Source organism: Mesorhizobium zhangyense (assembly GCF_011045115.1).
Classification (GTDB): domain Bacteria; phylum Pseudomonadota; class Alphaproteobacteria; order Rhizobiales; family Rhizobiaceae; genus Mesorhizobium_M; species Mesorhizobium_M zhangyense.
Map to the genome: position 1 here is coordinate 145,691 of NZ_JAAKZG010000005.1, position 15,497 is coordinate 161,187.

Consider the following 15,497-nt stretch of genomic DNA (forward strand, 5'->3'; position numbering starts at 1 on the left):
ACATGGCGCCAGCCTAAAACGCGACGCAGGCGGGTGGAGGAAATATGGCCGACGTGACAGTTCAGCGCGCCTCCGGTCGCGGCATCTGGGGCTGGATGTTCTTCGACTGGGCGGCGCAGCCGTTCTTCACCGTGGTCACCACCTTCATCTTCGGCCCCTATGTCGTCTCGCGCATGGCCAGCGACCCGGCCATGGGGCAGGCGGCCTGGGGCTACGGCATCGCCGCCGCCGGCTTCGTCATTGCGATCCTGTCGCCGGTGCTCGGCTCGATTGCCGACCAGACCGGCCCGCGCAAACCATGGATCGCCTTCTTCGCCGCGATCAAGATCGCAAGCCTCTGCGGGCTGTGGTTTGCCGCACCCGGTTCGCCGCTGGTGCCGGTGATCCTGCTCTTTTCACTGGCTTCGGTTGCCGCCGAATTTTCCACTGTGTTCAACGATTCGATGATGCCGCGCCTCGTTTCCAAGGCTGAGATCGGCAAGATTTCCAACATTGCATGGGGGCTCGGCTATCTCGGCGGCATGATTGCGCTGATCTTCGTGGTGACGATGCTTGCCGGTTCTCAGGAGACGGGCAAGACGATCATCGGCGTCGATCCGCTGTTCGGTCTCGATCCGAAGCTCGGCGAGGATGCGCGCGCGACCGGGCCGCTTTCGGCGCTGTGGTACTTCATCTTCATCCTGCCGATGTTCTTCTTTACGCCCGACGGTGCCAAGGGCAAGCCGATCGGCCCTGCCGTGCGCGAGGGCCTCGCCGAGCTGAAATCGACGCTGGGCGAGGTGCGCCAGCGCAGCGGCGTGTTGCGCTTTCTGGTGGCGCGGATGATCTACCAGGACGGCGTCAACGCCGTGCTCGGCCTGGGCGGCGTCTTCGCTGCGGCTATGTTCGGCTGGTCCATCACCGAGATTGGCGTTTTCGGCATCATCCTCAATGTCGTCGCGATCTTCGGCTGCTGGATCGCGGCGCGGCTCGATACGGCGTTTGGCTCCAAGACGGTTGTGATGATTTCGCTGGTGTTCCTGACCATCGCGACGCTGGGCATCGTTTCGACCGGTCCGGGGTTCACGCTGTTCGGCGCGCTGATGCTGCCGGGCGCCGATACGGGCGGGCTGTTCGGCACGCCGGCGGAAAAGGCCTATATCCTGTTCGGTCTGCTGATCGGGCTGGCCTTCGGCCCGGTTCAGGCCTCGTCACGCTCCTATCTGGCGCGCAGCGTCACTGCCGAGGAAGCGGGGCGCTATTTCGGCATCTATGCGCTGGCCGGTCGCGCGACGAGCTTCGCTGCGCCCTTTCTGGTGGCGACGGTGACGGCGCTCAGCGGCTCGCCGCGGCTGGGCATGGCGATGATCCTGCTGTTTCTGGTGGTCGGCATGGCTGTGCTGTGGCCGACGCCCTATCCGGCGGACAAGGTGGAGGGGTAGCCGCGCCTTCCTTCTCCCCTTGTGGGAGAAGGTGCCTGAGCGTAGCGAAGGCGGATGAGGGGTGTTCCAGCCTGGCGCTCCGTCCAACACCCCTCATCCGTCTTGGCGCTGCGCGCCAATCCACCTTCTCCCACAAGTGGAGAAGGTGAGGGCGGCTCAATGCCGGAAATGCCGCACGCCGGTAAACACCATGGCGATGCCATGCGCGTCCGCAGCCGCAATCACGTCATCGTCGCGCATCGAGCCGCCGGGCTGGATGACGGCGGTGGCGCCGGCTTCGATGGCCGACAAAAGCCCGTCGGCGAAGGGAAAGAAGGCATCCGAGGCAACGACGGAGCCTTTGGTCAGCGGCTCGGCAAGGCCTGCCGCCTCAGCTGCGTCCAGCGCCTTGCGGGCGGCGATGCGCGCCGAATCGACCCGGCTCATCTGGCCCGCGCCGACGCCTACCGTCGCACCATCCCTGACATAGACGATGGCGTTCGACTTCACATGCTTGGCGACGCGGAAGGCGAATTTCAGGTCGGTCAGCTCCTGCGCGGTCGGCGCGCGCTTCGTCACCACCTTGAGCTCGAGCCCATCGACCACGGCGTTATCGCGTGACTGCACCAGCAACCCGCCGGCGACCGACTTGACCATGACGCCCGCCATGCGCGGGTCGGGCAGGCCGCCGGTGACGAGCAGGCGCAGGTTCTTCTTGGCCGCGATGATCGCCTGCGCTTCCTCGCTGGCATCGGGTGCGATGATGACCTCGGTGAAGGTTTTCACGATCTCTTCCGCCGCTTCCGCGTCGAGCAGGCGGTTGACGGCGACAATGCCGCCAAAGGCCGAGACCGGGTCGCAGGCCAGCGCCCTGGCATAGGCGGCCTTCAGCGATGCGCCCTCGGCGACGCCGCAGGGGTTGGCGTGCTTGATGATAGCCACTGCCGCAGAACCGGCTGGGTCGAACTCGCCGACCAGCTCGAAGGCCGCGTCGGTGTCGTTGATGTTGTTGTAGGAGAGCTGCTTGCCCTGAAGCTGACGCGCTGTGGCGACGCCCGGGCGCTTTTCGCCGGTGACGTAGAAGCCGGCCTGCTGGTGCGGGTTCTCGCCATAACGCATGACGTTTTCGAGCTTGCCGCCGAAAGCGCGCCAGGTCGGGTGCTCGATCGCTAGCGCCTCGGCGAACCAGCCGGAGATTGCCGCATCGTAGGCGGCAGTGCGGGCGAAGGCTTTGGCGGCCAGCTTCTGGCGGAACTCGAAGGACAGGCTGCCGATGTTCATCTCCAGCGCGTTGATCACCGGAGCGTAGTCTTCCGGGTCGGTGACGATGGCGACATAGGCGTGGTTCTTGGCGGACGCGCGCACCATCGCCGGCCCGCCGATATCGACGTTCTCGACGATCGAGGCGTAGTCGGCGCCGGACTGGCGGACTTCCTCGAACGGGTAGAGGTTGACGACGACAAGGTCGATCGGTTCGATGCCGTGGACGCGCATGGCATGAGCATGGTCGGGATCGTCGCGAATGCCGAGCAGCGCGCCATGGACCGACGGATGCAGCGTCTTCACGCGGCCGTCCATGATCTCGGGGAAGCCGGTGAGTTCCGATACGTCGCGCACGGCGATGCCGGCCTCGGCGATCGCCTTGGCGGTGCCGCCGGTGGAGACCAGTTCGACGCCGGCTTTGACCAGCGCGGCCGCGAAGTCGACCAGGCCGGTCTTGTCGGAGACGGAAAGCAGCGCGCGGCGGACGGGAACGAGATCGGGTGCAGGGATTTTCTTGGAGGCGACGGCCATGTCGGAGCGGGCCTTTCGAGCTTGGGAGGCGGATGCGCGCGGCCTAGCACAGACGCAAGGTAAATCAAGCTTCGAGGGACAGAAAATCAGCCGAAAGGCCCGTTCAGTTATTCTGCGGGTAACCGGCCGAGTGCGTGCGCGTGAACTGCCAGTGCATTTCGGGAAACTGCGACGCCTTGTAGGAGAGCACGATCTGGCGGCTGTGGCGCGGCCCGCCAAGGCCGGCGAAGAAGATCGATTCCTCGACTGTCGGCGTCATTTCGCCGGCGGTGAAAAGCCAGTTGTCGGCGTGGGGTGCGGCCAGCACCAGCCGGTCTTTGTCGTCGTGGAAAAGTTCGATATCCGGGTGGATGTGGAAGCGGATGGTGACGAGATCGCGGCCATTGTCCAGCGGCGGCGCGCCGCGGGAGCGAAGGAAACGGTCGATGCCGGTCAGAATGTCGCCATCGGCGGCCAGCGCCATTTCGCGCTCATGATAAAGGCCGAAGCGCGCGACATAGCCGTCATGGCTGGCGACGAAGCCTTGCGTGCCCTTGCTGTCGGTGCGTTCCGAAGGCACATGGCGCGGCCCGCCGATCAGTGGCGAGCCGAGCAGGCCGTTGACGCGCGGCGAATGGCTGAAGCGCGCCGACGAGGTGTCGTTGAGCGATGCAGTGGAGTGGGCAGCGGTAGCGCGCGCCAGCGGCCGGAATTCCTCCGCGCCATAGGCGTCGATGCCGGCATTGACGATGAAATGCTGCCGGCCCGACGACATCTCGAAGGACAGGCAGCCGGCATGTGCCGCTTCCGAGACTTCGCTGGGCGGCGCAGTGCCTGTGTCGGCAATCACCGTGGTGCCGCCCATCGACAGGCGCTCATAGCCTGAATGCGGAGCGTGAAGCAGCGATGCGCCGGCTGTGTCGTCATGGCGCATGATGGCGGCGATGCGGTCGGGAATGGTGACGCCCATGCCGTTGAAGCGGGCGATGGTGCCGTCCTGATGGCGGAAGAAGCGCAGCGCCGGCAGCATGCGGTCGATCGCGCCGATCAGCGCTTCAGGCGGCGTTTCGGCCTGGTTGGCATAGGTCTGGCGCAGCGGCAGCAGGTCTGCAAGCAGTTCCAGCACCGCCATCGGATTGCGCGAAATGTGGCCGCCATCGGCAAGGACCTGCCGGTTCAATTCGTCGGCGAGATGTCGCGTGGCGGTGCGCAACGCCGCCTGCGGCGCGGGCAGCGACAATGCAGCAAAGGCGAGCGCGATGCGGGTGCGCAGGCGCTCTTCGCCATCGGGCATTTCGCGGGCCATGGAGCGTAGATAGCGGATCTGCAGCGCCAGCGATTTCAGGAAGGCGCGGTAGAAAGGGAATTCGGCACCCTGCAGCACGACCGAAGAATGCTGCAGCCAGGCGATGATGCGCTTGCCGCTGGTCGCCGGCTCCCAGGCGACGCCGGAGATGCGGCCGCCATGGGTGGCGATCCAGTCGGAGACAAGCGCACGCGCATTGGCGGCGGCAAGCTCCGTGTTGGCGGCGCGCATGTGGCGCAGCCAGCGGAAGCCGTGCAGCGATTTCTGCCAGCCGCGATTGGGCACCTCGATCTGGAACGGCGACTTGCCGCCGGTCTCGACGAGATGGCCTGAAAGCGGGTAGCGGCCATAGTAGATTTCCAGCGCGACCTGCTGATCGGCGAGCCTCAGATCAGGCGGTGCAATCAGCACGCGCTCCGGCGTGCGGCCGGTATAGCGCCAGCGATAGACCGGACCGGCGCGCAAGCGGCGGCGGGTCTTGCGCCAAAGCTCTTTGGCGACGAGCGCCCAAAGGCCTGTCGTGTTGCCTGCCGCAATCGACAAGAAGTTCCTCCAAAAAGACGTCCGCCCGGCGAGAACGTTATATGATTCAAGATTCTATGCGAAGTTGAATTTCGCTACCGGTGCGGCCTGGGGATAAGTTGCGGCCTACCCAATTCGGGTAAGGCGCGCCGCGAAGAATCCGTCGAGCCCTGAAACTTCCGGCCGACCCATATCCATGTCCGCCGGCGTGGTGCGCAATGTGCCTTGTGGTGTCAGGAAAGCGTCGGCGCCTGCGACCTCACCGGGCTTGACCGGATCGGCAGCAACGCCGGGCGTGGCCGCGAGGAATGCTTCATAAAGCGCTTCGCCTTCGAGCGGATCGAGCGAGCAGTTGGAGAAGACGATCCGCCCGCCGGGCCTCACCAAAGTGACGGCGCGGGCAAGCAGGCGCTGCTGCAAATCGGCCAGTTTCTCGATATCGGCAGGCGATTTCGTCCATGGCACGTCCGGATGGCGGCGCACGGTGCCGGTGGAGGAACAGGGCGCGTCGAGCAGCACGGCATCGAAGAGTTCTTCCGGCTCATAGCGGAGAATATCGGCCTGGACGGTCGCGGCTGTCAGGCCGAGGCGCTGAAGGTTTTTCTCCAGCCGGGCGAGCCGGTTCTTCGAACTGTCGATGGCAGTGACGCGCGCGCCGGCAAGCGCCAGCTGTGCCGTCTTGCCGCCGGGCGCTGCGCAAAGGTCGGCGACATGCAGGCCGGAAACATCGCCGAAAAGGCGCGCGGGAAGCGCTGCGGCGGCGTCCTGCACCCACCATTCGCCCTCGTCGAAACCGGGTAGCTCCGGCACGTTGGCGGCGAGCCGCTCGACGCGCACCGAGCCGGTGGGGAGCACGATGCCACCGAGCTTTTCGGCCCAGGCTTCAGGATCGGATTTCACCGTGAAATCGACCGGCGCTTCGAGGCGATGCGCGGTGAGGATCTTCTTTGCGGTATCCGCGCCGTAGCCGGAAACGAGCCGGGCGCGGAACCATTCCGGTGCATCACCGGTCTCTGCCAGCATGGCCGGCAGTTCCTCGGCCTTGCCGCGCGCCAGTGAGCGCAGCACGCCGTTGACGAGGCCGGAAAAGCGGCCGGTGCGCGGATCGGACTTGGCGTGGGTGACGGCGATATCGACGGCGGCACTGTCGGGAATGTCGAGGAACAGGATCTGCGCTGCCGCGACATGCAGGATGTGGGAGAGCGCCGTGGCGTTGGCAGGCAGCGCTTTTTCCAGCCGCGCCGAGATCAGGTTGTCGATGGTGCGGCGGTAGCGCAATGCGGTGGCGAGAATCGCCCGCACCAGCGAGCGGTCGCGCATGTCGAGCGCCTTGAACTGCGGATGGCCATTGTCATGGTCGGTCAGGCCGTCGAGCGAGGTTTTTGCGTCGATGACGGCTGCCAGCAGCTTTGCCGCTGCCTTGCGCGCGGCGAGGCCGGGCGCATTCGCATCCTCTTGTCTCTGGTATTCCGATTGCCTGAATGGTTTCGGTCCCGAGCGCTTACGGTCGTTCACGGTCAAGACCATCTGCCTTTCGGCCCGGTCGGATTGCGGCCCCATGGTCCGGCATTCGGCTGCGTCGGCTTTTCCTCCACGGCGGGTTTTGCGGGTGCTCCCCACGGACCGGCTTCGCGCGGCTCGGGATTGCGTGGCGCGGGAGCCGGGCGCGCGCCGCCGCTGCCGCCCATGCCCTGGCGTGCCATCTCCTCCAGCGCGGCAATTCTGTTCGCCGTATCGGGGTGGGTCGAGAAAAGATTGTCCATGCGCTCGCCGGAAAGAGGATTGATGATGAAAAGCGGAGCCATCGCGGGATTGCGCTCTGCATCGGGGTTGTGGATGCGTTCGACGTTGCGGGCGATCTTGTCAAGGGCTGATGCCAGCCAGAGCGGATTGCCGCAGATCTCCGCGCCGCGTCGATCAGCCGAATATTCGCGCGTCCGGCTGATCGCCATCTGCACCATGCCGGCGGCGAGCGGGGCGACGATCATGGCAACAAGCACGCCGACAAAGCCGAGCGGATTGTTGTTTTCGCGGTTTCCCCCGAAGAAGAAAGCAAAATTGCCGAGCATGGAAATCGCGCCGGCAAGGGTCGCGGTAATCGTCATGGTCAGCGTGTCGCGATACTGGACATGGGCAAGCTCATGCGCCATCACGCCGGCCACTTCCTCATGCGACAGGCGCTCGAGCAGGCCCGTGGAGGCGGCAACGGCAGCATTTTGCGGGTTGCGCCCGGTGGCGAATGCGTTGGGCTGCGGATTGTCGATGAGATAGACCTTTGGCATCGGCAGGCCGGCGCGTTCGGCCAGCGCGCGCACGATGCCGTAATATTCGGGCGCGTTCTTTTCGTCGACCTCGACGGCATGGTTCATGCGCAGAACCATCTTGTCGGCGTTCCAGTAGCTGTAGAGGTTCATGGCGGCCGCCATCAGGAAGGCGATCATCATGCCGCCCGAGCCGCCGATGGCGTAGCCGACAGCCATGAACAGCGCGGTCATGAAGGCCAGCAGCATTGCGGTTCGCATGATGTTCATTCGTCGGCTCCGTAAACGCGCGCAAGGAAAGGGTCGATACGCGATAAAACTTCGCTATATGATGGGTAAGAATTGGTCTGGTTTCAATCATCCGCTGCGGGAGTCCGAGAATGTCCGATAGCAAGGCCGAGCATGACGCCGCCGCAGAGCTTGTTGAACGCAAGGCGCTGTCGCCGGCTGCCGAGCGCGCGCTGAAGGAAGCGGAAGCACGACGCCAGGCCTACAGGAAGCAGGAGTCCGCCCTGCCGCGCGAGATCGGCGGCCGCGGCGGCAACGAACCGGTGCGCTACGGCGACTGGGAGATAAAGGGTTTGGCGAGCGATTTTTGAGAGTGGCGTCATAGGGATCATAGGGAAAAGACCCCTCTCCGTCGCGCTTCGCGCGCCACCTCTCCCCGCAAGCGGGGCGAGGAACCCAAGTTCTGCAATGCCGCGACCTCCGCAAGTGCCGGTTCCTCGCCCCATGAAATGGGGAGAGGTGGCTCGGCGAAGCCGAGACGGAGAGGGGATTTTTGCCAATCCTCTCCCATTCGCCCGTCTCCTCCCCGGAACGATAGCCGGCATTGTGCGTTGAGGGAAAAATCTTTTCTCAAGATCGCGGGGTAGCGCCATGCTGATAAGGCTAGGCTATGAGATAGCCATTGAATGCGCTCAACCAATGCCGGTGATATCGGTGCTGGAAATCTGCAAGGAACGGCAGGCCGACATCCAGCGGCAGACCAAGGTGCTGACCTCGCCAAGCGTTCCAAATCACACTTACGAGGACGTCCACGGCAATCTCTGCCGCCGTTTCATGGCGCCAGCGGGAGGTTTTCGTATCCTCTATGACGCGCTGGTCGAAGACAGCGGCGAGCCGGACGAGTTGAACGCCTTGGCCAAGGAAATGCCGGTGCAGGACCTGCCCGACGAGGTGATCGGCTATCTCTTAGGCAGCCGGTATTGCGAGACCGATCATCTCGGCGACATCGCCTGGCAGCAGTTCGGCCATGTGCCAAGCGGCTGGGCGCGGGTGCAGGCGATCACCGAATATGTCCACAACCGGCTGTCCTTCGGCTACGGTTATGCCCGTGCAACACGCACCGCCGCGCAGGCGCATGACGAGCGCGTCGGCGTGTGCCGTGACTTTGCGCATCTTGCGATCGCGCTTTGCCGCTGCATGAACATTCCGGCCCGCTACGTGAACGGCTATCTCGGCGACATCGGCATTCCACCGGACCCGTCGCCGATGGATTTCAACGCCTGGTTCGAGGTTTTCCTGGACGGCAAATGGTACACGTTCGACGCCCGCCACAATAAGCGCCGCATTGGCCGCGTGGCGATCGCGCGCGGGCGCGACGCAACCGACGTGCCGCTGCTGCACAGCTTCGGCGCACACACGCTGACCGGCTTCAAGGTCTGGACCTACGAGCAGGACAGCTATCCGGCGACGCCACCGGCTCATGGCATCGACCGCACCTTCGATGCGCAGATGCTTTCCTGAGCGGCGTTGCATTGATTTCCGAATATGGGCGCGCGCTGGCCGGAGTGAATACTTCCGGTGGTGAAAATCCTGCTGACGCTACGCCTTGTGCGACCCTATTGGGGCGGACGGCGCGAAAGCTGGTGCAATTGAAGTGCCCGGTTTACCGGCGATTAAGCACAGGATTGATCAATTCGGTTCGAAATCAAAAGCTTATATCCGTCGGGCAGATTGAACTTCAGGTTGTAAACCTGATTCGATGAAATTCCTGCTACGACCCTCTCGGGTTTCTTGGCTGAGGGGTGAAAACCATGCGTATGGCGCGGGCACTATCCGATTTTGCGAATAACAGAAGCGGCAATTTCACCCTGCTGGCGGCGGTAACCATGTCGGTGGTGCTTCTGACGATAGGGTTCGGCATCAATGTGGCGCAGTCGCTGAACGTGAAATCGAGCCTTCAGTCCGCGCTCGATTCGGCTGTGACCTCGACGGCGCGCGACCTGACCACGGGTACGATCGAGGAGAAGGACGCGCGAAAGATGGTGGAGGCATTTCTAAGCGCCAACAGCACGTCGCGATTCTCAACGAAAGACCGTTTCGTGCTCGATAACCTCGTCATCGACAAGACGGCGAGGACGCTCACGGCGACGGCCCATGCCAATGTCGTGCTGGCATTCCCGATGTTCAACATTGGCGATCCGCGGGTCGGCGGCGAGTCGGCGGCAGTCTACTCCGACGTAAAGGTCGAGGTGGCGATGATGCTGGATCTGACCGGCTCGATGAAAAAGGCCGGTACCGATGACAAGCTTGGTGATCTGCAGAAGGCGGCAAAGCGAGCGGTGGAAGCGCTGCTAGGCGGACAAAACCTCAACGACCGGGTTCGTGTCGCACTTGTTCCCTATGCGAATTCTGTGAATGTCGGCGCCGCAATCGCCGAGAAGGCGGTTTATATCGAAAAGAATGAGGCAGACCGCGGCAAGGTCGTTTCGAACGCCGATCCGAGAAACGTGACTTCCTCCGGACGCGACTACTGCGCGACGGAGCGCAGGGGAACTACATACGTTTATACGGACGATGGCCCCGACGTTGCCATGGTCAATCGGGATTATCTCCTGACAGCGTTTGCCAGGGGTTATACCGACGGAAATATCAATTATTTGCCAAGCGAGAAGTGTCCCACAGTTGCGGTGGTGCCGTTGACGGCAAACCTGAAAACCCTCACCGATACCATCGAAAAATTTGTCGCCGACGGCGGCACGGGAGGGCATATCGGGGTTCAGTGGACCTGGTATATGCTGTCCGACAAATGGAAGAATGTCCTCGCCACATCGGCAGCGCCTGGCCCGTATAAAAAGGTTGCCAAATACGCGATCCTGATGACAGACGGCGAGTTCAATCTCGGCTTTGCCGGTGCTGCGACCGTTCAGGAAGCTTATGGTGCGGGCGCGGCCGCTCGCTCAATTCCGCATGCAACAAAGCTGTGCGCCGAGATGCGCAAGGCTGGAATTGAAATATTCACGATTGGGTTCAAATTGCCGGATTCAGCGCGCAACCTCATGCGTGACTGCGCGACGCCCGACAGTGGCAGCCTCAAGCATTTCTACGACACGTCGAGCGGCCCGGAACTGGATCAGGCCTTCCAGCAGATCGTCGGAAATATCGAGGCGCTAGCCTTGACCAAATAGACCTGGCGAGGATTGCCGCAGAAACGGAAAAGGCCGCCGCTTCTTTCGAAGCAGGCGGCCTTCCCGTGACTTTCGTCCAGTGCGTGGCGTCAGCCGCGATCCCTCAGGGCCGCATGCTGCACGTCAAAACCTTCAAAGGAGAGACTGCTCTCCAGAAAGGTAATCCGCTGAGCCCTCGCTCTGAAAACCGAAACCACTCGACATCGGATCACCTCCTTTCGTTTGTTGAACACAATCCGAAGGTGGGGCGTTTTGCCCGGCTTCGCAAGTGCAAATCTGCAACGGTGCCTGCATTCTTGCGTGGTAGCCTCCCATCGAGGGGAGGCCTGGCGCCTACGCCTTCTTGTTCTGCCGGTTCTCGATGAGATCATCGACCACCGCCGGATCGGCAAGCGTGGACGTGTCGCCGAGCGCGCCAAAGTCGTCTTCGGCGATCTTGCGCAGGATGCGCCGCATGATCTTGCCCGAGCGCGTCTTGGGCAGGCCCGGCGCGAACTGAATCTTGTCGGGCGAGGCGATGGCGCCGATCTCCTTGCGGACATGGGCGATGAGTTCCTTGCGCAGGTCTTCAGACCATTCCACGCCGCTCATCAGGGTGACATAGCTGTAGATGCCCTGGCCCTTGATGTCGTGCGGGTAGCCGACGACGGCGGCTTCGGACACCTTGTCGTGGGAGACCAGGGCGGACTCGACCTCGGCCGTGCCCATGCGGTGGCCCGAGACGTTGATGACGTCGTCGACGCGGCCGGTGATCCAGTAATAGCCATCGGCGTCGCGGCGGCAGCCGTCGCCGGTGAAGTATTTGCCCTTGTAGGTCGAGAAATAGGTCTGGATGAAGCGCTCATGGTCGCCATAGACGGTGCGCATCTGGCCCGGCCATGAGTCTACGATGCACAGATTGCCGTCGGCTGCTCCTTCCAGCACCTTGCCGTCATTGTCGACAAGCTGTGGCTGGACGCCGAAGAAGGGCCGCGTCGCCGAGCCAGCCTTAAGGTCTGTAGCGCCGGGCAGCGGCGTGATCAGGATGCCGCCGGTCTCGGTCTGCCACCACGTGTCGACGATCGGCACCTTCTTGTTGCCGACGACATTGAAATACCATTCCCAGGCTTCCGGGTTGATCGGCTCGCCGACCGAACCCAGCACGCGCAGCGACTTGCGCGAGGTCTTCTTCACATGGTCGTCGCCGGCACCCATCAGCGCGCGGATGGCGGTGGGGGCGGTGTAGAAGATGTTGACCTTGTGCTTGTCGACGACATCCCAGAAGCGCGAGGCGGAAGGATAGTTCGGCACGCCCTCGAACATCAGCGTGGTCGCACCGTTGGCGAGCGGCCCGTAGACGATGTAGCTGTGGCCGGTGACCCAGCCGACATCGGCGGTGCACCAGTAGATGTCGCCGTCATGGTAGTCGAAGACATATTGGTGGGTCATCGAGGCAAAGACGAGATAGCCGCCGGTGGTGTGCAGTACGCCCTTCGGCTTGCCGGTGGAGCCGGAGGTGTAGAGGATGAACAGCGGGTCTTCGGCCTTCATCTTTTCCGGCTTGCAGTCGGGCTTAACCGAGGCGACCTCGTCGTGATACCAGACGTCGCGGCCTGGTGCCCAGCCGACCTTGCCGCCGGTGCGGCGCACGACGACGACGGTCTTGACCCTGACATGGCTGCGGGCGGCGATGTCGATCGCCTTGTCGGTGTTTTCCTTGAGCGGGATGGTCTTGCCGCCGCGCAGGCCCTCGTCGGCGGTAATCACGAAGGTCGATTCGCAGTCGACAATGCGGCCGGCCAGCGCGTCAGGCGAGAAGCCGCCGAAGACGATCGAGTGGATGGCGCCGATGCGCGTGCAGGCAAGCATCGCATAGGCCGCTTCCGGGATCATCGGCATGTAGATGGTGACGCGGTCACCCTTCTTGACGCCATGCTTCTTAAGCACATTGGCGAGCCGGCAGACATGCTCGTAAAGCTCGTTATAGGTGATCTTCTTGTCGTCGTAGGGATTGTCGCCTTCCCAGATGATCGCGGTCTGGTCGCCTCGCTTCTTCAGGTGGCGGTCGATGCAGTTGTAGGAGACATTGGTCAGCCCGTCCTCGAACCATTTGATCGAGACCTTGCCGGTGAACGAGGTGTTCTTGACCTTGGTATAGGGCTTGAACCAGTCGATGCGCTTGCCGTGCTTGCCCCAGAACTTGTCGGGATTCTTGACGCTGTCGCCATACCATTTCAGGTAGGTGTCGTTGTCGATCAACGCGTTCTTCTTCCACGCCGGCTGGACGCGGTGGACTTTTACCTCGGACATTTTCTCTCCCCATAGTGACCGGCGGTCGATCGCTGCCGGCTGCGCTTCGTAGCGCGGAATTCGCCGGACTTAATATCATTCCCCCGACGCAGACAATATTAGACATAGGGTTTGGGCGCCGTCACGGCCAGGAAATGGGCTTTCGATGCGGTAGGCTTGTCAGCACTCGCTGTGTGTGGCTGCCAAGCATTTGATTTCATAGATGAAATTACGCGAATCGTGATAGCCTGTTAGTAGCCGGTTAATCATCGGGTCGCATCATCGTGACTGTGGAGGATCGGCTGAGGCGGGAGAATTGCCATGCGTGAGACTTCTGAACTGGAACTGATGCTGAAGGGTTACGGGCTGACCACGGCACAGCTTCTCTATCACATGCCCGACCACCCTCATGTGCTGCAGACTTTTATCTGGCAGGACTATGACCTGGCCCCGAAATTTCCGGGCCTGTTCAGGTTCATCGAATTCTGGAAGGCCAAGCTCGATGGTCCGCTGCACTCGGTCTGCTACACGCACCGCAAGCTGATCGCGCCGAACGAATGGCGCAATGTGAACGGCGAGTTCGTGCTGCATTAGGTCCGCGCCGAAGCGCGGACCCTGCGTCGAAATCGGTCAGTCCTTCGTGACGAACGGCGCGGGGCGCCGGCCGGCGGTCTGACGTTCGAGCATCCAGCCGGGATATTCGGCGGGAAGCGCGCTGACCTCGTCGAGCTTGGCGAGATCGTCGGCGTCAAGCTTGAGCTGGGTGGAGGCAAGATTCTGCTCGAGCTGATCCATCCGGCTTGCGCCGATGATAACGCTCATGACGAATGGCTTCGCCAGGACATAACCAAGTGCCACCGTCGCGACGCTGACATCATGTTTCTCCGCGATCTCGCGCATGACGGCGACTGCCGCCCAGGCGCGGTCCTCGTTGACCGGCGGGAAGTTGAAGCTGGCGCGGCGGCCTTCGCCATTGCCGGGCGCGCCGGGCCCGTATTTGCCGGAGAGCAGGCCGCCGGCCATCGGCGACCACACCATCAGGCCTAGCTTTTCTTCGTTGAGGAGAGGCACGATCTCGCGTTCCAGATCGCGGCCAGCGATGGAGTAATAGGACTGAACAGTCTCGAACCGGGCAAAGCCCTTGCGTTCGGAAATACCGAGCGCCTTGGCGATGCGCCAAGCCTGCCAATTAGACACGCCGACATAGCGGACCTTGCCATTGGCGACGAGATCGTCGAGTGCGCGTAGCGTCTCGTCGATGGGCGTCACGGTGTCGGTGCCGTGAAGCTGATAAAGGTCGATATGGTCGGTTTGCAGCCGTTCGAGGCTGGCATCGACCGAATCCATGATGTGGCCGCGCGAGGAGCCACGCTGGTTCGGCTCTTCGCCCATCTGGCCGTGGACCTTGGTGGCGATGACGACATTCTCTCGGCTGACGCCGAGGTTTTTCAGCGACTGGCCAAGAAGGCGCTCGGACTGGCCGAAGGAATAGACGTCGGCAGTGTCGAAGAAATTGATGCCGGCGGCCAGCGAACGGCCGACGATTTCATCGACGCCTTTTTGGTCGAGGCTGGCGATGGCGCCCCACTGGGCATTTTCGCCAGCGGCCCCGAATGTCATGGTGCCGAGGCAAAGTTCGGAGACGAACATCCCCGTATTTCCAAGTTGATTGTAGCGCATACGACGCCCCTGATGATGTGGATTACATCAACCATATAGGAACGGCGCGTTTCGTTACAATGACGATGAGGCGATCTTTTTGGCTTGTGATCTACCGGCTACCAAAGATCGCCGAGCCGACGCGGACCGAGGTCGCGCCGAAGGCGACGGCGAGTTCGTAGTCGCCTGACATGCCCATCGACAGTTTTTCTGCGCCGGCCTCGCGGGCCAGTTTTTCGAGAAGCGCGAAATGGGGGCCGGGGTTCTCTTCGGCGGGGGGAATGCACATCAGGCCCTCGATCGCGAGATTGTGAACCTCGCGGCAGCGCTTGACGAAGGCGACGGCCTCTTTCGGTTCGATGCCGGCTTTTTGCGGCTCGGAGCCGGTGTTGACCTGTACGTAGAGCTTTGGCGCTTTTCCTTGCCTGGCGATTTCCTTGGCGAGTTCGGCGGCGATCTTTTCGCGGTCGACGGTTTCGATGACGTCGAACAGGGCTACGGCTTCCTTGGCCTTGTTGGATTGCAGCGGGCCGATCAAATGCAGTTCGAGATTGGGAAATTCCTCCTTCAGCGCCGGCCACTTGCCTTGCGCTTCCTGCACGCGGTTCTCGCCGAAGACGCGCTGGCCGGCCTCGATCACCGGGCGGATTTCGGTCGCCTCGAAAGTTTTTGACACTGCAACCAGCGTCACGGAACCCGCGGGGCGCCTGATTTCGCGCTCGGAGGCGGCGATCTTTTCCTTCACCGAAGCGAGCTGTTCGACCGATTTTTCCATGTCACGTCCTGCTGCATTTTGTCGGGGTTCGGGCTGCCGGAGTTGACGGGTTCGGCAATCCATGGTGAACACCCGGACCACATTTTGCGAACTGCCAGGCTGCGGCCTGCGGTTTCGCGC

Annotated in this window: 12 protein-coding genes; 5 read left to right on the forward strand and 7 right to left on the reverse strand. The window is 62.7% G+C overall.

What is annotated here, in order from left to right:
- Window positions 1-44: 44 nt before the first annotated feature.
- Window positions 45-1,421, forward strand: coding sequence for an MFS transporter (locus tag G6N74_RS13535; RefSeq protein WP_165118147.1), 1,377 nt, complete (start codon window positions 45-47; stop codon window positions 1,419-1,421).
- A 156-nt stretch (window positions 1,422-1,577) separates the two neighbouring features.
- Here the strand turns inward: G6N74_RS13535 and purH are convergent, their stop codons facing one another.
- The 4 genes from purH to htpX form a co-directional block, all read right to left on the reverse strand.
- Window positions 1,578-3,194, reverse strand: a complete 1,617-nt coding sequence (purH, locus tag G6N74_RS13540; RefSeq protein ID WP_165118149.1) for a bifunctional phosphoribosylaminoimidazolecarboxamide formyltransferase/IMP cyclohydrolase — start codon at window positions 3,192-3,194, stop codon at window positions 1,578-1,580.
- 103 nt (window positions 3,195-3,297) lie between these two features.
- A complete protein-coding gene (locus G6N74_RS13545; protein ID WP_165118151.1) occupies window positions 3,298-5,022 on the reverse strand; it encodes a heparinase II/III family protein in 1,725 nt (574 codons plus the stop codon).
- 105 nt (window positions 5,023-5,127) lie between these two features.
- The gene (locus tag G6N74_RS13550) at window positions 5,128-6,528 is read right to left on the reverse strand and encodes an RsmB/NOP family class I SAM-dependent RNA methyltransferase (RefSeq protein WP_165118153.1); all 1,401 of its coding nucleotides are present in this window, start codon (window positions 6,526-6,528) and stop codon (window positions 5,128-5,130) included.
- Window positions 6,519-7,532 (reverse strand): zinc metalloprotease HtpX, encoded by a 1,014-nt coding sequence (gene htpX, locus G6N74_RS13555; RefSeq protein ID WP_165118155.1) that lies wholly within the window; start codon window positions 7,530-7,532, stop codon window positions 6,519-6,521. Before htpX ends, G6N74_RS13550 begins: the two co-directional genes overlap by 10 nt.
- Window positions 7,533-7,642: 110 nt before the next feature.
- On the opposite strand from htpX, the gene G6N74_RS13560 reads away from it, so the two are divergent.
- From G6N74_RS13560 to G6N74_RS13570, 3 genes are all read left to right on the forward strand, one after another.
- Window positions 7,643-7,861 (forward strand): DUF1674 domain-containing protein, encoded by a 219-nt coding sequence (locus G6N74_RS13560; protein ID WP_165118157.1) that lies wholly within the window; start codon window positions 7,643-7,645, stop codon window positions 7,859-7,861.
- Window positions 7,862-8,141: 280 nt separating this feature from the next.
- Window positions 8,142-9,011: a transglutaminase-like domain-containing protein gene (locus G6N74_RS13565; RefSeq protein ID WP_165118159.1), complete on the forward strand. Its 870-nt coding sequence runs from the start codon at window positions 8,142-8,144 to the stop codon at window positions 9,009-9,011.
- Between the two features lie 290 nt (window positions 9,012-9,301).
- Window positions 9,302-10,675 (forward strand): TadE/TadG family type IV pilus assembly protein, encoded by a 1,374-nt coding sequence (locus tag G6N74_RS13570; protein WP_165118161.1) that lies wholly within the window; start codon window positions 9,302-9,304, stop codon window positions 10,673-10,675.
- Between the two features lie 333 nt (window positions 10,676-11,008).
- Here G6N74_RS13570 and acs read toward each other — a convergent pair whose 3' ends face one another.
- Window positions 11,009-12,964: an acetate--CoA ligase gene (gene acs / locus G6N74_RS13575; protein ID WP_165118163.1), complete on the reverse strand. Its 1,956-nt coding sequence runs from the start codon at window positions 12,962-12,964 to the stop codon at window positions 11,009-11,011.
- Window positions 12,965-13,264: 300 nt separating this feature from the next.
- On the opposite strand from acs, the gene G6N74_RS13580 reads away from it, so the two are divergent.
- Window positions 13,265-13,537 carry an usg protein gene (locus tag G6N74_RS13580; protein ID WP_165118165.1) on the forward strand — a complete coding sequence of 91 codons (273 nt, stop codon included), beginning with the start codon at window positions 13,265-13,267 and terminating at the stop codon, window positions 13,535-13,537.
- A 36-nt stretch (window positions 13,538-13,573) separates the two neighbouring features.
- On the opposite strand, the gene G6N74_RS13585 is transcribed toward G6N74_RS13580, so the two are convergent.
- Window positions 13,574-14,623, reverse strand: coding sequence for an aldo/keto reductase (locus G6N74_RS13585; RefSeq protein WP_165118167.1), 1,050 nt, complete (start codon window positions 14,621-14,623; stop codon window positions 13,574-13,576).
- Window positions 14,624-14,714: 91 nt separating this feature from the next.
- Window positions 14,715-15,377 carry a YggS family pyridoxal phosphate-dependent enzyme gene (locus tag G6N74_RS13590; RefSeq protein ID WP_165118169.1) on the reverse strand — a complete coding sequence of 221 codons (663 nt, stop codon included), beginning with the start codon at window positions 15,375-15,377 and terminating at the stop codon, window positions 14,715-14,717.
- Between the last annotated feature and the right edge of the window lie 120 nt (window positions 15,378-15,497).